Source organism: Psychrobacter sp. Marseille-P5312, assembly GCF_900291405.1.
In the GTDB taxonomy this organism is placed as follows: Bacteria; Pseudomonadota; Gammaproteobacteria; order Pseudomonadales; family Moraxellaceae; genus Psychrobacter; species Psychrobacter celer.
On record NZ_OLML01000001.1, the window covers coordinates 2,779,162 to 2,805,100 of the forward strand.

Below are 25,939 nucleotides of genomic sequence, written 5' to 3' on the forward strand. Positions count from 1 at the left end.
AAATGAGCACTAAAGAACAAATCACTAAAGAGCAAGTATTCGAGCAAGCAAAACAACAAAAACTATGGGCGGGTCACTTAATCGCCGCCGAAAATCTATCAACAGAGACCTTAGACAATTACACGCCTATTGATAACAGCGTCATCGGTCAAATCGCCTCAGGTAACGCCGACGATGTTGACATTGCCGTCAAGGTCGCACGCGATAGCTTTGAGAATGGTGAATGGCGACGTCTAGCACCAGCTGAGCGTAAAGCCATCATGCAGCGCTGGTGTGCGCTCATGCACGAACATAGCGAGGAACTTGCAGCATTAGATTGTGTGGATGCGGGCAAACCCATTACCGAATGCCTAAATACCGATATCCCAGCGACCATTGAGACTTTTGAATGGTACGCCGAAGCCGCTGATAAGGTTTTCGGTAAAGTCGCTCCAACTGGCAGCGCCGCTTTAGCTCTCATCGTACAAGAGCCTATTGGCGTCGTCGGTGCGGTGTTACCTTGGAACTTTCCAGCCCAAATGTACGCTTGGAAAGTCGCCCCTGCTCTCATCGCAGGCAACTCTGTCATTGTCAAACCCGCTGAGCTGACCTCCCTATCCGCCTACCGTTTAACCGAGCTTGCCTACGAAGCTGGCGTGCCAAAAGAAGCCTTACAGCTGGTCTGTGGTCTTGGGGAAAATGTCGGTGCAGCACTCGGTCAGCATATGGATGTGGACATGGTGTCATTCACTGGATCAACAGAAGTCGGACGTCTGTTCTTACAATACGCGGCACAAAGCAACTTAAAGGAAATCGTCTTAGAGTGCGGCGGCAAGAGCCCGCAAGTTGTCTTTGATGACGCTGTACTTGATGACGCCGCCATCAACGACATCTTGTCTGCTGCATTTTGGAACATGAGTGAAAACTGTAGCTGCGGATCACGTTTGATCGTACATAGCAGCCAAAAAGCCGCTTTACTTGAAAAACTTAAAGAAGGTCTAAAAGACTGGAAAGTTGGCTCACCTTATGATCCAAGCACTGCCATTGGTCCAATGATCGAAAAAGCACATTTCGACAAGGTGAGTCATTATCTACAAACCACCAAAGATGAAGGCGCAACGCTTGTTGCAGGAGGCAACATCCATTCAGAATTGGGCAGCGGTTGGTATGTCGAGCCTACTATTTTTGACAATGTCAGTCCCGACATGACTTTGTTTAATGAAGAGGTATTTGGTCCCATCCTTGCCGTCACTAGCTTCGAGACTGAAGAAGAAGCCATTAGTCTTGCCAATCAGTCTAGCTATGGTTTGGCGGCGTCATTTTATACTCAAAACATCAAGCGCGCGTATCGAGTCGCTTCAGCCATCAAAGCGGGCACTGTCTCTATCAATGGCTTTTCAGAAGGCGATATCACAACGCCATTTGGCGGCTATAAACAGTCAGGATTCGGCGGACGTGATAACGGTCTAGAAGCGTTAGAGCAATACACACAGACTAAGACTATTTGGGTGGTCAATTAATAGAGCTTCGCAACACGTACGGTCATATTAACGCGCTTAATGTGACTGTATTTCATATCAAAACAATTGAATTCTTTAGTCAAACTTACAAGGAAGTAAGGTCATGGAAGCAATTATTAACGCCATAGTCGGCTATATCTGGAGTGATGCGTTAGTTTATTTGGCACTCGGTGTCGGTATTTATTTTACAATTATGACCCGCGGTGTACAGTTCCGCCATTTTAAAGAGATGATCAAGTTATTATTTGACAAGCAAACTTCAAATAGAGGTATTAGCTCATTCCAAGCCTTTTGTATGGCGTTGTCGGGTCGTATTGGTGTTGGTAACATTGCTGGGGTTGCCACGGCCATCGCAGCTGGCGGACCTGGAGCTGTATTTTGGATGATTGTGATGGGGCTGCTGGGCGGTGCAAGTGCCTTTATTGAATCCACCCTTGCGCAGGTATACAAAGACGATGTAGATGGTCAGTACCGTGGTGGTTCGCCATTTTATATTGAGCGCGGCCTTAAGATGAAGCCTTTTGCCATTGTCGTTGCTGCCGTCACTTGCCTGTCTTATGGCGTATTGGTTCCTGGCGTTCAAGCCAATACCATCGCTGACTCCTTTCAGACCGCTTTTAATATCCCCTCTTCGGTGACTGGTATAATCATTGTGGCGCTATTGGCCATTATTATATTTGGTGGCGTAAAACGTATTGCCAGCTTTGCTGGTACTGTTGTACCTTTTATGGCGATTGGTTATATTTTAATGATGGTCATCGTCTTAGCCTTTAATGCATCCAACATACCTGCCATGTTTGCCCTTATCTTCAAGAGCGCCTTTGGAATGGACGCTGTCTTTGGCGGCATCGTTGGTACTGCTATTTCTTGGGGCGTACGCCGCGCGGTATTCTCCAACGTCGCCGGTGCTGGCGAGGCGACTTTTAGCTCCGCTGCTGCTGAAGTATCACACCCTGCCAAGCAAGGTTTGGTGCAGGGCTTTTCGATTTATATTGACACCGTTCTCGTCTGTACTGCGACCGCACTGATGATCTTATCTACAGGTATGTACAATGTCATTCCTGCAGAAGGCATGACGTTGGTTGAAAACATGCCAGGTGTGGCCGCTGGTACCGCATTTACACAAGCGGCGGTATCAACCGTATTTAGCCAGTATGGCAGTGGCTTTGTGGCCATTGCTATCTTCCTATTTGCTTTCACCTGCTTGATAGCTTATTACTACATTGCTGAAACTACTCTTGTCTATTTAGATAGCAAGCTGCGTTATCCTGTATTAAAGCCAATACTAAAAATTGTATTTTTGATCATCTGCTTTGCTGGTAGTGTGCAATCAATCGGCATGATGTGGGCACTTGGTGATGTTGGCTTCGGTAGTATGTGTTACTTAAACTTCATTGCTATCCTACTGCTTAGCAAAACCGCATTAAAAGTTCTAAAAGACTACGATGAACAGAAAAAATTAGGACTTGATCCAATGTTTGATCCTAGAAAAGTAGGTATCGAAAACGCAGATTTCTGGATAGAGTATAGTGATAAGTACGGTAAGCGTTAAGTATTGGTAAAAAACCTCGTTTTACTTCCTCTCAAAGCCTTTTATATCAGCATAGTATAAAAGGCTTTTTTCATATCAGCACCTGCCAGCAAAGACAGGCTGTTTCTTATGGCCCCCACCGAAGCTATAGCTGTCAACAGCAAATAATGCTATGATGTCCTGCTCAACTGAGCATTTGCGACAAAGGCTTTTACGGCCTAAACTTCCCATGTAAACCACGCAAAATCCGCTAATAAAACCTATTGTTATTGACCGCACCAATAAGAGTCCTCTATGGCATTTGTACACCTTGGCATTCACAGCGAATACTCCATCACTGATTCTATCGTGCGCATCAAGCCGCTTATTAAAGCGGCGGCAGCTGACAATCAGCGTGCGCTGGCATTGACCGACCTCTCCAATCTGTACGCGACGGTGAAGTTTTATCGCGCTTGTCTTGGTGCTGGCATCAAGCCCATCGTCGGCAGCGAAGTTATCATGGATGATGAAGACACTAGACTGACGCTGCTGGCCATGGACAACGAAGGCTATCAAAACATCACCCGTATTGTCTCGCTTGGCTTTACCGAAGGCCGCGCCGACCCTGACAATCATGGCACCCCTGTCATCAAGCGCCGTCATATCTTAGAGCACGCAGCGGGCGTTATTGTCTTGTTTGGCGAAAAATCAGACGTCGGTCATGCGCTAGTCAGCTCTATGCCAGAAAATGCCGACGTGCTGATCACAGAATGGCAGGCGCATTTTGCTGATCGCTTGTACTTTGCGATCAAGCGCACCAACCGCTCAGGCGAAGACGCTTTTATCAAAGCGGCTATCCACGCTGGTGCCAAGCATCAACTGCCCATTATCGCCCACAATGACGTGCGGTTTTTGGAGCAAGAGGACTTCGATGCTCACGAAGCCCGCGTCTGTATCGCAGGCTCGTACGTACTGGCTGACCCTAACCGTCCGCGCTTATATTCAGATGAGCAGTATCTAAAAACCCAAGACCAAATGGCGCAACTGTTTGCCGATATTCCGCAGGTGGTCGACAATACCATCCGCCTAGCCACCCGCTGTAATGTGACACTAACGCTAGGCATCAACGTGTTGCCTGACTTTCCTGTGCCAGAAGGCGAGACCATTGAGTCTTTTTTTCGGGCAGAATCACAGCGCGGTCTTAATCACCGATTGGACAAGCTGTTTCCTGTGGAAGCGCGTGACGAGAGCTGGAGCGACTTTCGTAAGCAGTACGATGAGCGCCTAGAGTATGAGCTCGATATTATTTTGTCTATGGGGTTCCCAGGTTACTTCTTAATCGTTATGGACTTTATCCGCTGGGCCAAGGCCAATGGCGTCCCTGTGGGGCCAGGTCGCGGCTCTGGTGCCGGCTCTTTGGTTGCGTATGCGCTCAACATTACCGATCTCGACCCCATTCATTACGACCTATTATTCGAGCGCTTCTTAAACCCTGAACGTGTCTCTATGCCCGATTTCGATATTGACTTTTGTATCGAAGGTCGCGACCGTGTCATCGATTATGTGGCGCAAACTTACGGCCGTGAAGCGGTCTCACAAATTATCACCTTTGGTACCATGGCGGCAAAAGCGGTGGTGCGTGATGTGGCGCGGGTACAAAGCAAGTCGTACTTTTTGGCCAATAAAATCTCTAAATTGATTCCTAAAACACCTGGCATCACCTTGTCTCAAGCACTCGAGCAAGAACCGCAGCTCAAAGACTTAATCTCCAATCCTGATAACATGGATTATGAAGATGCCATCGAGATTTGGGAGATGGCGGTCAAATTAGAGGGCGTGTGCCGCAACGTCGGCAAGCATGCCGGTGGTGTCCTCATAGCCCCGCATAAAATCACTGACTTTAGCGCCATTTACTGTGACGATGAGGGTCATCGTGTCAGTCAGTTTGATAAAGACGATGTCGAAGATGTCGGACTAGTGAAGTTTGACTTTTTGGGACTACGTAACTTAACCGTCATTAACGCTGCAGTCGAAAACATCAACCAACGCCGCGCACGCGAAGGCAAAGACGCGCTGGTACTAGAAGATTTACCGTTAGATGACAAAAAAACCTACAAACTCTTACAAGAAGCAAAGACCACGGCTGTCTTTCAGCTAGAGAGTATGGGTATGAAGAAATACTTGGCCAAGCTGCAACCGACCAACATCGAAGACGTCATCGCCATGTGCGCTCTCTACCGCCCAGGGCCACTCGATGCCGGTATGGTAGAGATGTATATCGACCGTAAGCACGGCCGCGAAGAGGTCATTTATGACCATCCCAACCTTGAGCCAATTTTGCAAAACACCAACGGCGTTATTGTCTATCAAGAACAAGTCATGCAAATCTCGCAGGTCATGGCCGGCTACAGTTTGGGCGGCGCGGATATGCTACGCCGCGCCATGGGTAAGAAAAAACCTGAAGAGATGGCCAAACAGCGTGATATTTTTGTCACGGGTGCCACCGCGCAAGGCATCGACGAGGCAACGTCAGGCGGCGTCTTTGACTTGATGGAAAAATTTGCCGGTTATGGCTTCAACCGCTCGCATTCCGCTGCTTATGGCGTGCTCGCTTATCAGACCGCTTATCTCAAGCAGTACTACCCTGCCGAATTTATGGCTGCGGTACTGACATCCGATATGAACAACACCGACAACGTGGTGTTCTTTATCAATGACTGCCGTGAAAACTTCGGATTGACTGTAGACAATCCATCGGTAAACCGCAGTGAATGGCACTTTGTCGCTGATACGCCGACCAATATTATTTATGGTTTAGGCGCGATCAAAGGCGTGGGTGAAGGTGCGGTGGAGTCTATCGTCGATGCGCGCCGCCGCGGTGGGCCGTTTAAAGACTTATATGACTTCTGCCGCCGCGTTGATATCAAAAAAGTCAATAAACGTACGCTTGAGGCATTGGTCAGTGCTGGCTGTTTTGATGATTTTGCCGCGACGTTGCGACCAGACTTACCAAGCGATGCCGCTTATGAGATACGCGGGGCATTGATGAGTCAATTGCCAAGCGCGGTGCAAGCCGCTGAGCAAGACCGCCAAAACAATGAGCTGGGCATGATGGACTTGTTTGGCGAGATGGACGGTGTGGTCGCCGCCCCACCACTCAAAATGACGCCAGAGCTGATCTGGGGCGACAAGCACCGCCTCAAAGCAGAAAAAAACACACTAGGACTGTATCTGACTGGGCACCCGATCAATGAGTACTTGGATGAGCTAAAACGCTACACCTCTGGCGCTCGTCTCGATAAGCTCACAGACACAGGCTATAACGGCAGCTGCTACTTTGCCGGCCTTATTATCGATATTGCCAACTTTGGCAATCGAAATGTCATTACCTTAGATGATGGCACCTCACGACTAGAGGTCAGCTGCTATGCTGAGCGTTTCAATCGCGTCAAAGACCAGTTGAAGGTGGATGAAGTGGTCATTATCAAAGGCAGTATCCGGGAGCGTGATGGGCGATTGTTTGCCCGTCTAGATAATGCCATGAGTATGGTAGATGCGCGTCTGCGTTGGCTCAAAAAAATCAGTATCAAAATCCACGGCAGTGACACGCGCCTACTCTCACGCCTACAGCCGCTACTCAAGTCCGCCCAAGCTGATATCATCCCCGCGCCTAGCTTGACTCAGCAAGATGAACCAGACGATGCAACCTTCAATGGCAGCTATGATCCTGCGATGGGTGGGAGCTTATATGATGAGGATGGCAATGACTTATTGGCGCTAGAGCATGACATGCAACAAGACGCGCTGCAAAATGGCAGCCCTTATACCAATAATGCGCTGAGTAACACTGACGCCTCCATTCATGATAACTGTCTGCCGCTTGGCCTGAGCATTTATGAAGCGTATGGTATCGCCAATGTGGGACTCTCTGAGCATTGGCGTATCTATCCAAATGATGACAACTTGCAACAACTAAAAAGCATGGTGAATGAGGAAAACTTACATTTTCACTATAGCTGACGCTGGGCTTTTAGCCGTGGCCTCCTATAGCGATGTCTACTCTATCCCTTGACGATAGCCGTTTTATTGCTTGAGATTTAACTGATTTAACTGATTTAACTGATTTAACTGATTTAACTGATTTAACTGATTTAACTGATTTAACTGATTTAACTGATTTAACTGATTTAACTGATTTAACTGATTTAACTGATTTAACTGACAATATTGGACCTAATACCATGGATGAGAACCCACATAATAATACCGCCGACCAAACTGTAGAGATCCTCAATGATGAGCAATTTGAAGACATGCGTGACTTGCTCGAAGAGGACTTTGCCGATTTGATTCAAGTGTATCTCACTGACAGCCAGCAGCGCATCCAAAGCCTACGCATCGCGCAACAACAAAACGATAATGCCAATGGTTTCGAGATTGCCCATGCCCTAAAAGGCGCTAGTGCTAATCTGGGGACGACTCAGCTGATGCGCCTTAGTAGTCAACTCCAAGAGCGGTGCCGTGAGCAGCGTATCGGTGAGCAGGCGGCGCTGATCGAGGATATCGCAGCGGCGCTGCAACGCGCTGAGCAAACCATCAAACAGCGCATGGAGCAATAAATGAGCCAAAGCCCTTTATCAGTGACAACGTCGCCATCACCTATGCCAATCAACCATCCAGCAACGAGCGTAGACGACTACTTATCTTGTATTCAGGTCGTCATGGTCAACACCACCTTGCCTGCCAATATCGGCTCAGCGGCACGGGCCATGCATACGATGGGATTGTCACGCTTGACGGTCGTCGACCCCAAACGACCTATCGATGAGACCAGTGTATCACACGCTGCAGGTGGCCATGAGCTGCTGTCAGCGGCTGTGATTGCCCCAACGCTAGAGTCGGCGATCGCTGATTGTCAGCTGGTATTTGCAGCTAGCAGTCGCAGTCGTCATATGCCGCGCCCTGTCGTCACGCCCACACAGGCGGCCAAAATCATTTTTGATTTTATCGATAGTCAATCCACCTATCAGCCTCAGACCACGGCCGAGACCGCACAGGATAATAATACTGGCACCCGCAAACCAAATATTGCGATATTGTTTGGCCGCGAAGACCGTGGTTTGACCAATGAAGAGCTGGCCTATGCCGATTACCATATCCAAATCGATGCCAACCCTGCCTATCCGGTACTTAATGTCGCCTCAGCGGTACAAGTGATTGCCAGTTTTATCTTTGCTTATGCGCAAACCCACACTCAGACAGCGACGAGCCCAGAGGCTGATGCTGACTCTGATAAAGCCGCAGCACGCTCGATGATTGACATGACGTTACGCCAACAGTGGGATGAGCCGGCCATCACTCAGCAGCAGCAAAAGCAGTTGACCGAGCGCATGACAGCGCTGTTGGTGCAGCAGGGTCTGGCAGACAGCGCACATCTAAAATCTTTGCCAGCACGGCTATCGCGGCTCGGCTCACGCTTACAGCTGGATCAAAAAGAGTATCAGCTGTTAAGCGCACTTATCGCCAAGCTTTTAAAAGATAGACCCCAATCATCATAATAAAAGCCACCAGTACAGATTTTTTGGGTTTGGTCGGCCAGCGATAGCCTGCTATTATTAGGGCGTGTTATATTGGATGGCTCAGATTCTAAGTATAGTGAGTTCAGTATAAAAACGATGCAGTGGGACTGGTATAAATTTTACGCAGCATCGAGCAGCGCAGGCACAGCACGACAGCACGCAAGGAAAATTTATACCAGTTCCACGTTGATATATAATGTATCTGTTTTATTTAGAAGCGACTATACATAGAAATAAGTATATAGAATAAGCATCAGGATTAGCACCCAATACTGAACACACCGCCATACTTTACCGACCAATAGACGGACCAACAGACCGATCAACAAATAGGACACTTTATGTCATTGCCAGCCAAATTGCTCAATTCGCTTGCCAGCATCAAAAAAGACCTAAAAGAAGATGTCGATGCGGTATTCAACCGTGATCCTGCCGCTCGCAACAGTCTGGAGGTCATTCTTACCTATCCTGGTATTCATGCGCTTATCTTGCATCGCGGCGCTCATTATCTCTGGAATCACGAACAAAAACTGGCCGCCCGCGTGATTTCTTACAGCTCGCGTATCGTCACTGGTATCGAGATTCACCCTGCAGCCAAAATCGGTAAGCGGTTTTTTATCGACCACGGTGTCGGCGTGGTCATCGGTGAAACTGCAGAGATTGGCAACGATGTCACCTTATACCACGGCGTCACTCTCGGCGGCGTCTCATGGAATAACGGCAAACGCCATCCAACGTTAGAAGACGGCGTGATTGTAGGCGCTGGCGCAAAAGTTTTGGGGCCATTTACTGTCGGTAAAAATGCCAAAATCGGCTCAAATGCGGTGGTGGTCAAACCTGTGCCAGCTGGCGCTACCATGGTCGGCAGCGCGGCGCGCATGATATCCGATCATCATGATGAAAAAGGCAACCCCATCGCCACCAAAGTCCAAGACGCCAAACAACAAGAGAAAGTGGCCCAAGCAGGCGAAGGCGACACCGGCAAAGACCAAGCGCAAAGCACAGCGGCCAAGGCCAAGCGCCGCACTACTTTTCAAGCTTATGGTATCGACCCCTCTTCTCAAGACCCAGTGGCCGAAGCGTTTGCAAAAATGCTTGAGCATATTCAGCAGTCAGAAAATCGCCTAGATCAGCTGCAAACTGCCATGTGTGAGATTGATCCTGATTTTTGCAAAAAGAAGTATGACAAGCTTTGCTTAGAAGATTTAGATGTGATCGGGCGCTCTGACATGGAAGAGCTGACTGACGAAAAAAACAAGTTCTGATAGCTTACCGTAGCCTCTGATACTCTTTTAATATAGTCAATCGCACATAAAACTGGCACAATTGATATCACGTGCTACTGGTATGCATTTTGCGCCGCATCGAGCGGCGTTGGCACAGTACACAAGAAAAATGAATGCCCGTAGGACGGATTTTGGTGCTTGGATAAATTTTAAAGCCTTTTAACCGATAAAACCGCTCTTTGAAATCAATTCTTCAACCCCTGCTGTCTCGTGTGCTTTGAATGGATAACGATCCGCCATTATTATCCATTGTTCTGAATACTCTACTATTTTTGTAGATGTCGATTTATTGCTTAGGCTATTTTGGTTAAGTCCAGTTTGTATCAGTAAAATGTCAATATCCATGGTGACTTGCTTTATAGAGGTTTGCGCTTCTATGAAACGCTGTCGATGGCAATCACTTTCAATGAGCTTAAAAGCCTGCTGCAGCTCCTGCAAACTCATCGCCGTATCCAGAGATAAATACGCACACTGATTGGTATAGTCAGGCTTTGGCTGCTCTTGAGTCGCGGTAAAGTCAGGGTTTTGAAAAGACGTAGAGAGCTGCATACGGCCAAATGTGGCCAGTTTTTCACGCGCATCAGGCAAATAGTAGTCAGCGTGATAGTTGCTACCCAAAGCCAGTACCACTGCTGTCACCTCGTACGCTTGCAGCTGTTCAGGCGTATGTATCTCTAGGCCCGCAAGATTTAAACCAGCCAGACCTTTATGCTTCTCATACATCTTAAAAATTTTAGGCGTCTTATGCATCATGACGTTGACTGGCAGGCTGCTCGCTATGACTGGCTTTTGCAGATCGGGTGATTTGCACCCCAACGGCGTCTGCGTTTTTGATTGCCGTCGGCTTAGCCATGCTCAGCGTGATTTTATGACAAGCGTATTTGGCAAGCAGTTTATCTGCGATTTGCTCAGCCAGATGCTCAAGTAGCTTTGCTTGAATGACTTGGCACCACTCGCTGACATCATCACAAACCGCCTTATAATTTAGCGCATCCTGTACATCATCTGAGGCGGCAGCAGCACTGATATCCGTCTCAAGCGCGATATCGATCTGCAGCGGCTGGGTGATAGCGCGCTCCCATTCATAGACACCGATGACGGCATCTACCGTCAAGCCTCTGACAAATACCACGTCAGACTGAGTATGCAACATGCTTTTATCCTTGTTTACTGGTTTTTTAGGAGTTTTATAGCAGACAGATGATCATGCTTTTTGGCGCAAACGCGCAGCCTTTAGCATCTTACTTGGGCGATGATGCCACAAGTCAATGCTAAACAACAACAGACCAACCCAAATCAAGCCAAAGACGGCCAAACGGTGCAAGTCAAATGGCTCTTTATAGTAAAATACTGCCAAAAAGAAAATAAAAGTCGGCGTCAGGTAATTCATAAAACTTAAAATACTATAAGCCACCAGCTTGGTTGATTTATTAAATAACAATAGCGGTATCAAAGTGATGGGGCCTGCCAGCATCAATAGCCAGATGTTTGATGACAACCAAAAACTGATCTGACTACTCACCACATCGGCCTGCCAAAACCACCACAGGCACATCGGTACCAGCATCGTCGTCTCCACAAACATCGCATCGATGGCGCTCAGCGGTGTTTGCCGCTGAATGGTACCGTATATGCTAAAGCTGAACGCCAGTATCAGCGAAATCCAAGGTAAGCTCCCAATCATCACCACCTGAATAATCACAGACAATAGCGCAAAACCAATTGCCACCCATTGCAGTGTGCGCAAGCGCTCTTTGAACAAAATCATCGAGAGCGCCACCCCTACCAGCGGCCCGATAAAGTAGCCCAAACTGGCCTCAAGTATGCGGTCATGGTTGACCGCCCAAACATAGGTCAGCCAGTTGGTGGCAATAATCAGACCCGATATCAGCGAAAACACAATCCACCTAGGATTTTTCTTTAAAGTGTCTATCCAGCCCCAGCGTTTGGTGACGACTAAGACAAGCAGCAGACAAACAAAGGTCCAGACGATACGGTGCCCGATGATCTCAGTGGCATCGTAGGCGGCCAACTGTTTAAAATATAAAGGAAACCCGCCCCAGATAAAAAAGGCCATAAGCGCTGTGACAATACCACGTCTGGTGGTTTTGATAGGCGTCACGGGTTTTTTGATGACATTTTGAGTGGTCATAAGTCAGTACAACTTAATTTAGAGCAAAGCGTACTGTTGCAGACTGCGCCTGATGATGAGCATATTTAGGCGAGCGGCAAAAGCACAGGGTTACTACAGATAGAATAAAAGTGAAAAAGCAATGCATTGACACTCATAGTAGTATCAATGCATTGCTGACGATAACGGTATTTGAACCCTTATGACGTTTAATAGCTGGTAAAAGTCCTAACGCTATTAGGCGCGGCTATCGTGAACCTCGATAGACATGCCTACTTGATTGGCAAGCTCGGCAAATCCTGGGAAACTGGTATTGACCGTCTCAACGCCTTCGATGGTGATCGGCTTGGATGCGCGCAAGCTTGCAACCGCAAAGCTCATGGCGATACGATGGTCATGATGCGAGGTGATATGTCCGCCGCCAAAAACAGGTTGGCTATTATTTACTTCACTTTGACCTACACCTGCACTACCTTTGCCTTCAATGATCAGACCATCCTCAGTCACTGTACAATCAATACCAAGGGTTTGTAGACCGTCTGCCATCACAGCAATACGATCGGACTCTTTCACGCGCAACTCTTTCGCACCCGTTAGTACTGTACGACCTTGCGCACAGCTAGCAGCGATAAACAGTACTGGGAACTCATCAATCGCCAGTGGTACTAGATACTCTGGAATATCGATACCTTGCAGGTTTGAGCTGCGTATCGTGATATCCGCCACTGGCTCGCCGCCGACATAGGTCTCATTGCTTAGGCTGATATCAGCATTCATCAGCTTTAAGATATCAATGATGCCGGTGCGGGTTGGGTTAATACCCACTTGCGTTAGGGTCAGTTCACTACCTTGACTGATGGCCGCGGCGACCATAAAGAAGGCGGCGGAAGAGATATCCGCAGGCACAGCGATATCGCCACCTGTGAGTGTGCCGCCACCGGTGACACTGATACGGTTGCCTTCTACAATTACTGGATAGCCAAAGGCTGATAGCATACGCTCGGTATGGTCACGGCTGATCTCAGGCTGAGTGACCGTTGTCGTACCCTCGGCCCATAGACCTGCTAGCAGTAAGCAAGACTTCACCTGTGCTGACGCCACTGGCATGTCATACTCTACCCCTTGCAGCGGCTGGCCAACCGTATCACGGCCAGTGATGCTTAGCGGCGCGGTACCATCATGACCCGTGCTTTGAATCACCGCACCCATGTCACGTAACGGTGCTGCCACCCGCTCCATCGGACGCTTGTTTAGACTGGTGTCGCCTGTCAACACACTATCAAATGACTGGGCGGCTAAGATACCGGCTAGCAGGCGCATACTAGTGCCTGAGTTGCCCATATACAGTGGCGTTTTGCTGGGTTTTAGTCCGTGCATACCGACACCATGAATGGTCAATCTGCCTTTATCAGGACCTTCGATGCTTACACCCATGTCACGGAATGCTTGTAAGGTAGCCAGCGCATCCTCCCCTTCCAAAAATCCAGTAACGTTGGTCACACCTGTGGCCAAACTGCCAAGCATGATGCTGCGATGCGAGATAGATTTGTCTCCAGGAACGGTGATGGTGCCAGAGACGGTGTTGCTAGGGGTGATATTATAAGAAGCTGACATAGCAGAGGTATCCGTATAAGGGGTGCTGGCTAACATATGGCCAAAATGTCGCCGTGCGGCTTGCGCGCGGCCCAAAAGCCCCATCAGGGCGGTTGAATCTTTATCAATGATAAGCTGACGCATGGTCTGTAGATAGACGCCGTACTCATCAAGGGCGCTGATAATCGCGCGCTCGTTGGCAAAAAATATATCATGCCACATCTTAGGATCGCTGGCAGCGATACGGGTAAAGTCGCGGAACCCACCAGCGGCATAGCGAAACATATCCAAATTGTCATCATGACTCGCCAATTGCTCGACCAGATTAAACGCCAGTAGGTGCGGTAGATGACTGGTATGCGCCAATATCGCATCGTGATGATCGGCTGCCATCGGCATGACAGTCGCACCCACCGCCTCCCATAACTGCTGCAGCTTTACAATTGCAGAAGGGCTGGTGGTGGCGAGCTCACAGATTATCACGCTGTGGTTGACAAACAAATTGGCGCGTCTGGCATGATACCCTGAATTCTCCGCCCCAGCAATCGGATGCGCGGGTACAAACCCCGTTGGCAGTGCAGCAAATACCGATTTTGCTGCTTCAATGATATTGACCTTGGTACTACAGACATCCGTGATGATACAATCTGTAGCCAGCTGGCCGTTGTCCATTGCAGCTTTGATATCGGTAAATACGGCTTGCACCGCTTGCACCGGTACGGCGATGATAAGTAAGTCGCTACCTGCCACCACGTCAGTCAAGCGCGTGCTACCAGCATCGAGCAAACCATGTTTTATGGCTTCATCCACGCTTGGCAAGTGCCTATCGACAGCAACCAAGCGCTCGCTTAAATAATTGTCTTTTATAGCTTGAGCAAGACTTGCGCCAATCAGCCCAAGACCGATCACGCAAACTTGTTTAAATAATAAAGGGGTTTTATCAAAAGAGGATTGCATAGGATTCTTATTTTTTATCTTTTTTATGGCGACTCACGGCAGCTTGTATTTCACAAATTGGCATTCAGTCGCAAAGGCACGCCTGCATGAGTGCCATGACATTATCGGGATTCAGATGGGCTGGCCCGCCCTCTTTATCAGTTGCCAGTGATCAGTCCTCGGTCAAAATCGAGCGTAGCGTATCTATCAAACGCAGATTGTCTTCAGCCAGACCTACCGTGATACGCAGCCAGTTCGGGAGTCCATAGGCGGCCAAAGGACGTACGATTACTCCCTGCTCTAGCAATGCTTGATGAATAGACATAGCGTTGATGTCTTCCATCTCGACTTCGAATTTTACCATAATAAAATTGGCGTGCGACTTAATAAAACCCAGCCCTAGCGCGTCAAACTGTTTTTCTAACCAGCGCATTTGCTCAGCGTTGCTCAAGCGAGTGGCTTCGATAAAGTCTTGATCGGCAAGTGCAGCGGCGGCGGCGGCCAATGCCACACGGCTGACGTTAAATGGCTGACGGATGCGATTGAGCAGATTTGCGACTGGTACTGAGCTGAGCGCGTAGCCCACGCGTAAACCCGCCAGCCCATAAGCTTTAGAAAACGTACGAACGATAACCACATTGTCAAACTCATCAAGCAGCGCCCTATTATTACTCTCAGGACTATACTCGATATACGCCTCATCGAGTACCACCAGTACCGAAGCTGGCACGCTAGCGACAAACTCACGTAGCTCTTTTTGCCCCAGCTGGGTGCCTGTTGGGTTATTGGGATTGGCAATAAACACAACCTTGGTATTTGGATGGTCGGCGACGGCTTGACGCATGGCCGTTAAGTCATGACCAAACCGCGTCGCTGGCACTTCTATCCCAGTAGCACCTTGTATCTTCGCCAACATCGAATACACCACAAAGGCATACTGACTATACACAATGGTATCGTCACAACTGACAAAGCCACGCGCCAAGAGATCCAATAGATCATTGGAGCCATTACCTAGGGTAATCTGCTCAACATCCACATGATTAAAATCCGCCAGCGCTTGCTTGAGATAATAGCCATTGCCATCAGGATAGCGTGCCAGTTGACCCAGCTGCTCGGTGATTGCCAAGGTCACATGCGGCGAGCAGCCCAGTGGGTTTTCATTGCTGGCCAGCTTTACGACATCAGAAACCCCATACTCGCGTGTCAGCTCCTCGACCGGCTTGCCAGTCTGATAAGGCGTCAGCGCTAAGATACTATCATACGCAGAGGTAAGCGGAGCTAAACTTGATGATGTCGCTTGAGGTGATGCCATGGTTTATCCTTAGAGATGATGACACATCTACTGCTTAGTATGATCCATTTGCGGCCGATGATCAGCTTACAATACCGCTTTGGGGTATGAGCCAAGTATACGCAAGTCTTTTACCAGTGGACGAATATCGGCAATCGCCGCGCTCACGTTTGGCGCATCAATATGACCATTCATATCGATAAAGAACACATAAGCCCATTTATTCGGGCGCTCAGGACGCGTCTCGATACTGGTCATCGATACCCCATGATAAGACAGTGGCTTTAGAATTTCGATCAGCGCCCCTGCTTTGTCGTGTGCCGATACCACGATAGAGGTTTTGTCTTGACCTGATGGCGCAATCGCCTCGTGACCGATAATAAGAAAACGTGTGGTGTTGCTAGGATTGTCTTCTATATTGGTATACAGCTTGTGTAGATCATATTCTGCTGCAGCAACGTCCCCTGCGATAGCGGCAGAATGCCACTCGTTTTTGAGGCGACGCGCCGCCTCTCCGTTGCTCGATACGGCCACACGCTCGACGTTTGGAAAGTTGACATCAAGCCAATGACGGCACTGAGCCAATGACTGCTGGTGCGAATAAATACGGCTGAGACTATCGACCTTGGTGTGCTCAGCGACCAAGAAGTTTTGGTGAATAGGCAGCTCAACTTCACCGATGATTTTTAACGAAGAGGACAAAAAGCCATCTAGCGTGTGATTGACCACCCCTTCTGAAGAGTTTTCAACAGGTACCACGCCATACATCGCTGTGCCCGCTTCGACTTCGCGAAACACATCGGTGATGGTGGTCATCGGCATGGTATCCGCGGCTTTGCCAAAGTGTTTGAGCGCAGCTGCATGGGTAAAGGTACCAACAGGCCCTAAAAAGGCGATGCGCTGCGGTGCTTCTAAGTCCAAGCATACAGACATAATCTCACGAAACAGACGGGCCATTTTTTCGTCAGCGATAGGGCCAGTATTGCGCTCCATGACGGCTTTTAGTACTTGCGCCTCTCGCTCTGGACGATAAAAAATAGGGTTGCTGTCGGTTGCGCCGGCGGCATTATTCGCGAGGTGTTCTTTTTTGACGACAGCCACTTGCTGAGCCAATTTGGCACGATCATTGATCAACGTTTGAATTTTGCAGTCTACTGCATCGATACTTTGACGAATATTGTCCAAAAACGCTTTTTCGGTTGCGGCATCGTTTGTGTCTGTCGTGGTTTGATTGGAGTTATTCATGTGTTGTTCTGGTGACTGCTCACTCATTACCGCCCATCCTTTTTAGATTTTTTACTGTTGAAATTTTTGGCCAGTTTTTAACTATTGGGTCTGACATCATCGGTGTTAATAGCTTGCTATAGCGACATGATAAAACAACAGTCTATCAAGACACCGTCTGCTTTTACTCTTATCCGATTTTGCCATGCCATTTTTTGACTTATCAATAATATCTCAAACTGCTCATACCACTGTCGCATGGCAGGTGGCCGGCTCTACTATAACAAAAACGGCGCGCAGTGCCCACGGGTAATCGTGTGCAATCGCATGTAATGTCGCGCCACTCTTATCAGCTGCCCATATCATCTCGTCCATAGTATAGTCGATTCAAAATAATTGTGGTGCAGCGTCAGCAAATGAGAATGCTGATGTCGTCGATTCAGCTCAGATTGACCTGACTATAGCACAGTTTTGCCCTTGTCTCTTATCGTCCATCACACTATGAGGCAACAGAGGCTCAAAACTATGTTACAGTTTAATGCCAATACCTCATCTTACGACAAAAACAAAACCACCCTGTGATTGATAACATCACGTCACTAAAAAAAAGGATCTCTAATGAGCGCATTACAACAGCTTCGTACCATGACCACCATTGTCGCTGATACTGGCGATCTGGCCGCCATTGCGCGCTTAAAACCCATCGACGCCACTACCAACCCAAGCTTGATCACCAAAGCTCTCATCCACCCTGACAACCAAGGCATGCTGGCAGAGACCATGAGTCGCCATAATGGCGATGTCGATGCGGTTATAGATGCACTGACCGTCCAAGTCGGCTGTGATATTTTGGCACTGATCGAGGGACGAGTATCTACCGAAGTCGACGCGCGCTTGTCTTATGACACCAAAGCGACGATCGATAAGGCCATGGCGTTTATGGAGGCGTATCAAAAGGCAGGAGTCGATCCTAAGCGCGTCTTGATCAAAATGGCCGCCACCTGGCAAGGCATCGAGGCGGCGCGCTACCTCGAAACCCAAGGCATCCATTGTAACTTGACGCTTTTATTCGGTCAGCATCAAGCCATTGCCTGTGCTGATGCTGGCGTGACGCTGATCTCGCCTTTTGTGGGTCGTATTTTAGACTGGCAAAAACGCCAGCAAAACCGCCAAAATGTGCCCGCCTCCGATGATATGGGCGTACAATCGGTCAAGCGGATTTATCAATATTACAAGCAGCACGGCTATGGCACTCAAGTCATGGGCGCAAGCTTCCGCTCTACTGAGCAAATACTGGCGTTGGCAGGCTGTGATTTATTGACCATCGCGCCAAACCTTATCGACGAGCTTGCCGCCATGGACACACAAGTAGAGCGTCAGCTATCGCCCAGTATGTCTATGGCGCTAGATGAGATGACCCGCGTCAGTCTAACTCACGAAGAATTCAGCGCCGCCTACCAACAAGACACCGTGACACAAGACCTGCTACCAAAGGGCATTGATGGCTTTATCACTGCTCGTGATGAGCTGGCCAAGGCACTGGCGGCCATCCGTGAGTAACTTGTCAGGCCGTGACCTGTCATAAAAGATATTTGCCTGCCGATAACAACTTGGCTATTATGGCCTACTTCAAACAACCAGAAGCAAGGCTTAAGTATGAAACGGCTATCAGTGTTATTGGCAGGCAGTGCTTTGGCACTCAGCGCACAAGCAGTGAGTTGGTCAGAGGTGTCCGAGAGTCATTCTGGCTCGGTTTTTAGTGTGGACTTAGATTCTATCGAGCGCTCTGATATTAGCATCATAGATGAAAAGCGTGTCGAAAATATCACCGTCTCAATCCGTCGAACCTACCCCCCACAAGCCAAAAAAAACATAGCAAAAGACAAAGAGGCTGCAAAAGAAGAAAATGCGGAAACAGCGCCTTTTAAAGAAAAACCCATCCATCATAGCGATCAGCAGCTACTGATCTCTTGTAAAGACGCCAGCTACTATCGGCGTGCTTATGTCAATTACGCGGCCAATGACAAAGTCATAAAGTCTTGGCAGTCAGACAAACCCATTTTGACCACAAAAGATTTCAAAATCACCAGCCCTAAGACGATCGGACGCGCCCTCGTAGAATACAGCTGCAAAAACCACGAACAACAAAAAACGGCTTAATTTAGCATGGGCTTTATGCCATGTATCTTAAATAGCTATGTATAGTTAGCTGAATGTAAAACTGTTATGGATTTAAACGCGCTACTGGTATAAATTTTACTTGCGTGCTGCGTTCTCAGAGGCTGCGCAAAATTCATCCCAGTAGCGCCATGACATTTTTAGAGTCTATCGACTATATCTTAAATAGCGATGTTGAAAAAAAGCGCGCTGATTATATCAGCATCAGCGCGCTTTTTGATTTTAGGCTTTTAGTACCGTATAAACGGGTACTGGAAACGCTCCATGCAGCGCCACCAAATCGAGTAATACCAGCACCCCGACCACGGTGTGACCTGCTGAGCGACAAAGCTCGTAAGCGGTGTTCAAGGTGCCACCAGTTGCCAAAATATCATCGACCAACAATACCCGCTCAGGCGGTAGATTGTTTTGCATCTCAAGGGTGTCTTTACCATACTCAAGCGCATAAGCCTTATTGGCCACAGGTGGCGGCAACTTACCAGGCTTACGCAGCAATATCATACCCTTACCCAAGCGCCCTGCTAGCAAGCTGGCAAAGACAAACCCACGCGCCTCGACCGCACCCAAACAATCGACCTCATCCAAACAGCCTTCTGGTAAAGCGGCCAGCAGCGCATCGATGACCGCATCAACGTGACTGCGCAGTAACGGGGTTATGTCATAAAAATCAATGCCGACTTTTGGAAAGTCTGGTACGGTGCGAATGATCTGCCAAAAAGGATGATCAGTATTGAGCACGGCTGATGGCTGGTTTTCGGTATTGGTAGAGGTAGCGGCATTGATGCTCATGAGGACCCTTAGCGTGTATGACTTTAATGATAACTGGTGTGAATTTTTCGGCCGTTATTGTAGCATAATTGACCCAATTAATACGCTAAAGCATCGGCTATTATCAGCCTTGGTCTGCACAAAACCGCGACGCTTGACTTGATAAAAATCTCACAATCTCAATATACAAGTGTAAACTTAACTATAAAAATAACGGTTATATGCTAAACTACGTGCGTTTTTGCTGTCTAAGCGCTGACCGTTATATGGACACTTGCACACTGTCGTGACGCCCAGTCATTAGCCCTTGGTATGACTGGCGCGCTAAAAAACGGTCACACTAGAAATAATCGATAGGACTTTTTATGAAACGTTATGAATGTATTGTCTGCGGCTGGATCTACGACGAAGCACTTGGCTGCCCAGAAGAAGGCATCGCCCCTGGTACCAAATGGGAAGACATCCCTGATGACTGGACATGTCCTGAGTGCGGTGTGGGCAAACTCGATTTTGAGATGCTTGAGCTGTAGTAGACGACCTCTGATTAGGACACTTCATGACACAATCAAATAACATCAATAGCGCCAGATCCCAAGCAAGCCCAGATCCAAGCCTAGATGAGAATGTGAGCCACTATCCTACGCCTGAGTGGCAAAAGTTTGGCGCGCATCAGTGGCATGACTCTGATCTGAGTGACCAGTTGCATCAAGCGATGATCGATATCGGTGATGGTATCGAGCTTTGTGTGGAAGCAGGCGGTAACCCAAACCATCCACCCTTGCTCATGGTCATGGGGCTTGGCTCACAAATGATATTTTGGCCAGAAAACTTTATAAAACGCCTCATTGATGCCGGTTTTTTTGTGATTCGTTTTGACAATCGTGATATTGGCCTATCGTCTAAAGTGCAAATTGACGGCCTACCGCGTATCAGTCAGCTAAAGATGATGATGCGTCTGCAAACAGGGCTCTCTAACAAGAGCGCGCAAGTGGCCTATAATTTGACCGACATGGCCGAAGACACCGCTCGTCTGATTAAGGCGTTGCAGCTGGGTAAAACCCATCTGCTTGGCGCATCTATGGGCGGGATGATTGCCCAAATCGTGGCCGCTCGCTACCCAAGCTTGGTACAGCGAATGGCACTGATGTTTACCACCACCAATCGTGCATTTTTAAGACCACCCAAACCTCGGCAGCTATACACCCTTATCAACCGCCCTGAGAGTCACTCTGAGCGTGATATCGTGCGTCATAGCGTCTGGTTTATGAAGACGGTTGGCACGCCAGGGCATGTCAATGTCCGCATGGTGCGTGAGATTGCCAAGATTCGCTATCAGCGCAGCTTTCATCCGCTCGGGACCGTGCAGCAGCTAAATGCTATTTTGGCATCTGGCTCTATTAGCCGCTATAGCAAACAAGTCAAAGCCCCAACCATTGTGTTACATGGTAGCGCCGATGGCCTCCTGCCAGCATCGCAAGGGCGCGTGGTGGCGAAGACCATCCCCAATGCCAAGTTTTATCTGATTGAGGGCATGGCACACGATATTCCTGAGTATTATCAGCCTTATATGGTGGATCTGATCAGTAATCATCTGTTGGCGCATCGCTCTTAAAGGCTATTTAAAAAGCGCGTACGTCTGAACAAGCGTGTAAGTTTGACTGTCAAAGACAAGCTTGCACGCTTTTTTATGCCTGCTTAAGTTATTTATATTTGCTGAATTTTTTATGCCTACTTAGGTATCGCCATGGGGCAAAAACAAACGGCTCAATCACAGCCAACGCTGCTGCCTGTTTTATCAATACACATTTTATTGCCATTTTTTAGATTACCGATCCATGCTTTGCCATCGACAAACACAAACGAGGGCTTGCCTTGATAAGTATCACTTGCCGACACGCCACTGTCTGCAAACCGAAACGGAATCAACAGCTCACCACCAAGATTGACAAAACCCCAATCTTTATTGATACGTACGCCCGCCATGCCTTCAGAGAAGGGACGCACCTCATCAAATGAGTAGGTAATCATGGTGACATTTTGGTCATCGACAAAGCCCCATTTACCATCTTGCTGACGCGGCTGTAGTGTGGTAAATGGACTGATGGGCGGCGTGGATGGCGACTGACGCGCTTGCGGCGGCTTGTGGTTATTGTCAGCAGGGTCTTTTGCCACATTGCCACTTTTATCCAGCCAACTGATGTTATTGCTTTTACGCACACGGGTGATGCCGCCGCGATAATCAGCCACATCACTAAACGATGACGAAAATGGCACGACGGTTCTGTTGGCGGTATTGATGACGCCATAGTTGCCGTCCTTTTTTACGACGATACGCCCTTCTGATACCGGCCGCGCCCAGCCTTGACGCTCTTTTAGGATATCGTACATAGCAGGCACCACTTCTCGCCCTTTCATATTGAGATATCCGACGTGACCGTTACGCAGTACGGGCAGCAGCCCCTCTGAGAGGTTATCGGCATCGACCTTTTGATAGCGTGATAGATCGACGATGCGCTTGCCTTTGTTGTCAATCAAGGCCACAGGCGCGCCAAAATCTTTGACGGCCAAAAACAAGCCACTGCTGGCGGTACAAGAGACGTTTTTGTAGTAGCTTTTGGGGATTTTACAGCTGGCGGCTTGTGCTTGCGGTATCACCAGTAACGCACTGACAATGCTAATGCCAACGCCAGCCGTACACCGCAACATCATTGTCCAAAGGTTAGATACTACAGGGCGCGGTTTTGATAAAGAACATCGAAACATAATAAACCTAAGCAAATGTCATTCATTGGCATAATTATATACACAGGGGTCGTCGTTTAGATAGCCTTGTCTGCTATCTCATAGAATAATTGTCGCTGAGCCATTTCATTTTGGGGGCAAAACCTCGACAATAGCCTAATCGCTGTAAAATGCTTTTTTACCATCATCCCATTCATATAAGGAGACACTATGGCTATGGCCATCGCCGCATCCCGCTCTGCCCCTATCGGTTTAGTCATAGGCTGTATTATTTTTGGTTTAGGTAGCCTGATCGTCGCTCATGTCGATATCGGTGGTTGGGCGATGTCGTTTTGGCGCTTGGCCATCTCTGGTATCGTTTTTGCCGTATTGGCCAAAATCATGGGACAACGCTTGCCGCGCTCAGGACGCGCAATTTTTTATGCGTTGTTATCAGGGGCGTTTTTAGGATTGGATTTGGCACTTTGGCATGAGAGTATTTATGCGGTCGGCCCTGGTATCTCTACCCTGCTCAATAGCTTACAGGTTTTTTTCTTGGCAGCGATTGGGTTTTTGTATTTCAATGAGCGTCAATCTATCGTACAGCTGATTAGTTTGTTTTTGGCGATGCTCGGTGTGGCGATGATTGGTAGCCCGGAGTTTGCCCATAACAGTGCAGCGACGTGGGGGTTTGTCACTGGTATCGTCTCGGGCGCTATGCTAGCGGCATCGATGACCTTTATCCGTAAGACGCACGATACTGAGCCAACGCCGATATTTATGCTCATGCAGCTGATCAGTATCGGCGGGGTGCTGGCGATGGTTGTGCCAATGTGGGTGTTTGATCAAGGCAGTATCTTGCCCAATACTTGGGCGGAGATTGGTTGGATATTGGTCTATGGTACGGTGATGCAGTGCTTGGCATGGGGACTCATTGCTTACTCTATTCCCAAGCTGTCACTGGCCTTGACGGGGTTACTATTGCTCTCTGAGCCTATCGCCGCTTTGGTGATTGATTATAGCTGGCTAGACAAACCCATCAATACTTTGCAGTGGGCTGGTGCGTTACTCACCATGTTTGCTATTTATTTGGGTTCACTCAAACCAAAGCCACGCGCCCTACGCCGTTATCGTTTTTTTTCGCGGTTTTATAAACGCGACTATAAATAATCTCTGTCTGCTACTTATCATCATCTATTGCTCCGTTCCAAAAATCTTACTCAAACCTAGCCAATATTGACTATTAGATAGGTCTGACGTTTTCTTTCTGCTTCATTGTCACGCGCTATTTCTCATTTGAGATTTAGACTGACCACGACTCCACAGACTTTTTTAATTGGCGATGGAACTCACCGTCCAATAAACAGGATTATGCAGCTGTTAAAATAACAGTCGCGTTATTTAAAATATTGATGCTGGCGTTGAGGTCACGGTCATGAGAAACCTGACAGTTAGGGCACAACCACTCACGCATTTTCAATGTTAGCTCATCTTTACCAAGGATATGATTGCAGTTTGAACAGGTTTTTGAGCTTGGGTAGAAGGGTCCGACTGATTTCACAACCTTGCCTTGCTCAGTGGCTTTGTAGATAAGCTGTCGCTTAAACTCAAAGAAACCCAAGTCACTGATAGCTCTTGATAGCCGCCTGTTCTTAACCATACCTTTGACATTCAAATCCTCAATCGCAATCACATCGAACTCATTAACCAGACTTGTTGTGATTTGATGGAGAGAATCTTGCCTAATACACCTGATCTTATAGTGCAAACGAGAGAGCTTGGTTTTCGCTTTTTCTCTGTTTTTACTGCCTTTTTTAGTGCGACTGAGCGCTTTGTTTAGCGTTCTTAGTTTTTTAAGGTTTGCTTGAAGTGGTTTTGGCGCTTTAATTTTAGTGCCGTCTGATAAAACCAGTAAGTCGGTAATACCAAGATCAACACCAACGCTTTTACCTGTCTTTTTAGTAGGAATTACAGCTTTTTGTATTTCAACAGCCACACTAACAAACCACTTACCGCCACGTTTAGAGATGGTGGCTGACATGATCTTGCCGTCAAAACGTAAAGCTTCTTTTAAGCGAACCCAGCCCAAGTTTGGGATACGAATGGATTTACCTTTAATGGCAAATTGGTCGTTGGATAAACTGAATCTATCGTCACGGCCTTTTTTACGAGCGGTTGGGTATTTCGCTAAGCCTTTAAAGAAGTTGTTATAAGCATCACCCAACTGCATGATTGCCGCCTGCGGAGCGCATTTGGTCACTTCCAGCATATAGGGGAATAATTCACGCTTAATGGCGTTCAATTCGCGTCTGAGCTTCGCCTGTGAGGGCTTGTTTAGATTTTTAGTATCAACCTCAACGCCTGCGGCCAAACACGCATCACGGTACGCTTTGTCAAGCGCATACTGCCGCTGCCACTCATGCAAAGCCCAGTTGTAGGCTTTTCTCGCCACGCCACAAGCACGAGCAAGGTGATTTGCCTGTACGTTGTTTGGCTTGAGTTCGATAATGTGTCCACGGATCATAATGCTTTTTTAACCGCCTCTATTAATTGTTGGTTTTTCTTGCTGCAAGAGCCGTATAGCCTCGCTGAAAATACGGTGATAATCTCCAATACATCTTGGGCTAATTCTTGCTCAAAACTCAACTCTTCACCTTGATTGATTATTACCACTTCAACGTCACGAGCCTCACACAACATGAAAACCAGTTCTGCACCAAATCGTAAAAGCCTGTCTTTATGGGTAATTACCAGCCGTTCAACTTTATTGCTCAGTATGTCATCAAGCAGGTTTTTTAAGCCTTTCTTTTTATAATCCATTCCACTACCAAGATCGGTAATCGTCTCAAAAGTCCAGCCTTGCCTGGCACAATAAAGTTCCAAAACTTGAGACTGGAGAAGTAAGTCGTCTTTTTGATCACGACTCGACACACGAGCATAAGCAATGGTTTTTCGGTCTAATTTAGGTGGTGTATTCAAGGAATGCGGTCTGATTTCACTTAAATCATATCGCCTATGCCCGTTTTCGGTTCGCTTGGCGACTAACGTACCATCCTCATCCCAACGTCTTAATGTGGATTGAGCAACCCCGAAATGTTTGGCAGCCTCCCCAATACTAACCAGTTTCCCCATAACTTGCTCTCTATATTATAGATATAATCTATCTATTATAGTAATAAATAGGTAGGTTTGTATATATTTTATTTGACTGTTTGCAACC

At 47.9% G+C, this 25,939-nt stretch carries 21 protein-coding genes; 11 read left to right on the forward strand and 10 right to left on the reverse strand.

Going from position 1 to position 25,939, the window contains the following annotated elements; all coding sequences use genetic code 11:
* Positions 1-2: 2 nt before the first annotated feature.
* The 6 genes from C6W44_RS11925 (at position 3) to cysE (ending at position 9,853) form a co-directional block, all read left to right on the forward strand.
* On the forward strand, positions 3-1,499 hold the full coding sequence (locus C6W44_RS11925; RefSeq protein ID WP_105245907.1) for an aldehyde dehydrogenase: 1,497 nt from the start codon (positions 3-5) through the stop codon (positions 1,497-1,499).
* Between the two features lie 103 nt (positions 1,500-1,602).
* Positions 1,603-3,051: an alanine/glycine:cation symporter family protein gene (locus C6W44_RS11930; protein ID WP_105245909.1), complete on the forward strand. Its 1,449-nt coding sequence runs from the start codon at positions 1,603-1,605 to the stop codon at positions 3,049-3,051.
* Positions 3,052-3,324: 273 nt separating this feature from the next.
* The gene (dnaE, locus tag C6W44_RS11935; RefSeq protein ID WP_105245911.1) at positions 3,325-7,029 is read left to right on the forward strand and encodes a DNA polymerase III subunit alpha; all 3,705 of its coding nucleotides are present in this window, start codon (positions 3,325-3,327) and stop codon (positions 7,027-7,029) included.
* A gap of 221 nt (positions 7,030-7,250) precedes the next feature.
* Positions 7,251-7,628 carry an Hpt domain-containing protein gene (locus C6W44_RS11940; RefSeq protein WP_105245913.1) on the forward strand — a complete coding sequence of 126 codons (378 nt, stop codon included), beginning with the start codon at positions 7,251-7,253 and terminating at the stop codon, positions 7,626-7,628.
* A gap of 42 nt (positions 7,629-7,670) precedes the next feature.
* Positions 7,671-8,567 (forward strand): RNA methyltransferase, encoded by an 897-nt coding sequence (locus C6W44_RS11945; RefSeq protein ID WP_105246685.1) that lies wholly within the window; start codon positions 7,671-7,673, stop codon positions 8,565-8,567.
* 362 nt (positions 8,568-8,929) lie between these two features.
* Complete coding sequence (gene cysE, locus C6W44_RS11950) at positions 8,930-9,853, forward strand: serine O-acetyltransferase (protein ID WP_105245915.1); 924 nt, start codon at positions 8,930-8,932, stop codon at positions 9,851-9,853.
* A 180-nt stretch (positions 9,854-10,033) separates the two neighbouring features.
* Here the strand turns inward: cysE and C6W44_RS11955 are convergent, their stop codons facing one another.
* From C6W44_RS11955 to pheA, 6 genes are all read right to left on the reverse strand, one after another.
* Entirely contained in the window at positions 10,034-10,597 is a 564-nt protein-coding gene (locus C6W44_RS11955; RefSeq protein WP_105246687.1) for a 2-amino-4-hydroxy-6-hydroxymethyldihydropteridine diphosphokinase, read from the reverse strand.
* A gap of 19 nt (positions 10,598-10,616) precedes the next feature.
* Positions 10,617-11,027, reverse strand: a complete 411-nt coding sequence (gene folB / locus C6W44_RS11960; RefSeq protein WP_105245917.1) for a dihydroneopterin aldolase — start codon at positions 11,025-11,027, stop codon at positions 10,617-10,619.
* Positions 11,028-11,078: 51 nt separating this feature from the next.
* Entirely contained in the window at positions 11,079-12,026 is a 948-nt protein-coding gene (gene rarD, locus C6W44_RS11965) for an EamA family transporter RarD (protein ID WP_105245919.1), read from the reverse strand.
* Positions 12,027-12,242: 216 nt separating this feature from the next.
* On the reverse strand, positions 12,243-14,555 hold the full coding sequence (locus tag C6W44_RS11970) for a bifunctional prephenate dehydrogenase/3-phosphoshikimate 1-carboxyvinyltransferase (protein WP_105245921.1): 2,313 nt from the start codon (positions 14,553-14,555) through the stop codon (positions 12,243-12,245).
* A gap of 151 nt (positions 14,556-14,706) precedes the next feature.
* Complete coding sequence (gene hisC / locus C6W44_RS11975; RefSeq protein ID WP_105245923.1) at positions 14,707-15,849, reverse strand: histidinol-phosphate transaminase; 1,143 nt, start codon at positions 15,847-15,849, stop codon at positions 14,707-14,709.
* Between the two features lie 66 nt (positions 15,850-15,915).
* On the reverse strand, positions 15,916-17,100 hold the full coding sequence (pheA, locus tag C6W44_RS11980; RefSeq protein WP_105245925.1) for a prephenate dehydratase: 1,185 nt from the start codon (positions 17,098-17,100) through the stop codon (positions 15,916-15,918).
* Positions 17,101-17,670: 570 nt separating this feature from the next.
* Between pheA and C6W44_RS11985 the strand changes: the two genes are divergently transcribed.
* Both C6W44_RS11985 and C6W44_RS11990 read left to right on the forward strand, forming a co-directional pair.
* Positions 17,671-18,612 carry a transaldolase gene (locus C6W44_RS11985; RefSeq protein WP_105245927.1) on the forward strand — a complete coding sequence of 314 codons (942 nt, stop codon included), beginning with the start codon at positions 17,671-17,673 and terminating at the stop codon, positions 18,610-18,612.
* A 96-nt stretch (positions 18,613-18,708) separates the two neighbouring features.
* Positions 18,709-19,212, forward strand: a complete 504-nt coding sequence (locus C6W44_RS11990) for a hypothetical protein (protein ID WP_105245929.1) — start codon at positions 18,709-18,711, stop codon at positions 19,210-19,212.
* 240 nt (positions 19,213-19,452) lie between these two features.
* Here the strand turns inward: C6W44_RS11990 and C6W44_RS11995 are convergent, their stop codons facing one another.
* Positions 19,453-20,019 (reverse strand): adenine phosphoribosyltransferase, encoded by a 567-nt coding sequence (locus tag C6W44_RS11995; RefSeq protein ID WP_105245931.1) that lies wholly within the window; start codon positions 20,017-20,019, stop codon positions 19,453-19,455.
* 344 nt (positions 20,020-20,363) lie between these two features.
* Here C6W44_RS11995 and C6W44_RS12000 point away from each other — a divergent pair, with 344 nt between their 5' ends.
* Entirely contained in the window at positions 20,364-20,528 is a 165-nt protein-coding gene (locus C6W44_RS12000) for a rubredoxin (protein ID WP_057759803.1), read from the forward strand.
* A gap of 26 nt (positions 20,529-20,554) precedes the next feature.
* Positions 20,555-21,610: an alpha/beta fold hydrolase gene (locus C6W44_RS12005; protein ID WP_105245933.1), complete on the forward strand. Its 1,056-nt coding sequence runs from the start codon at positions 20,555-20,557 to the stop codon at positions 21,608-21,610.
* Between the two features lie 152 nt (positions 21,611-21,762).
* Here C6W44_RS12005 and C6W44_RS12010 read toward each other — a convergent pair whose 3' ends face one another.
* Entirely contained in the window at positions 21,763-22,707 is a 945-nt protein-coding gene (locus tag C6W44_RS12010; RefSeq protein WP_227526437.1) for a WG repeat-containing protein, read from the reverse strand.
* A 249-nt stretch (positions 22,708-22,956) separates the two neighbouring features.
* Here C6W44_RS12010 and C6W44_RS12015 point away from each other — a divergent pair, with 249 nt between their 5' ends.
* The gene (locus tag C6W44_RS12015; protein ID WP_105246689.1) at positions 22,957-23,889 is read left to right on the forward strand and encodes a DMT family transporter; all 933 of its coding nucleotides are present in this window, start codon (positions 22,957-22,959) and stop codon (positions 23,887-23,889) included.
* Between the two features lie 199 nt (positions 23,890-24,088).
* Here the strand turns inward: C6W44_RS12015 and C6W44_RS12020 are convergent, their stop codons facing one another.
* Positions 24,089-25,243: an RNA-guided endonuclease InsQ/TnpB family protein gene (locus C6W44_RS12020; RefSeq protein ID WP_093071385.1), complete on the reverse strand. Its 1,155-nt coding sequence runs from the start codon at positions 25,241-25,243 to the stop codon at positions 24,089-24,091.
* Positions 25,240-25,851 (reverse strand): IS607 family transposase, encoded by a 612-nt coding sequence (locus C6W44_RS12025; RefSeq protein ID WP_105243882.1) that lies wholly within the window; start codon positions 25,849-25,851, stop codon positions 25,240-25,242. Before C6W44_RS12025 ends, C6W44_RS12020 begins: the two co-directional genes overlap by 4 nt.
* Positions 25,852-25,939: the final 88 nt, after the last annotated feature.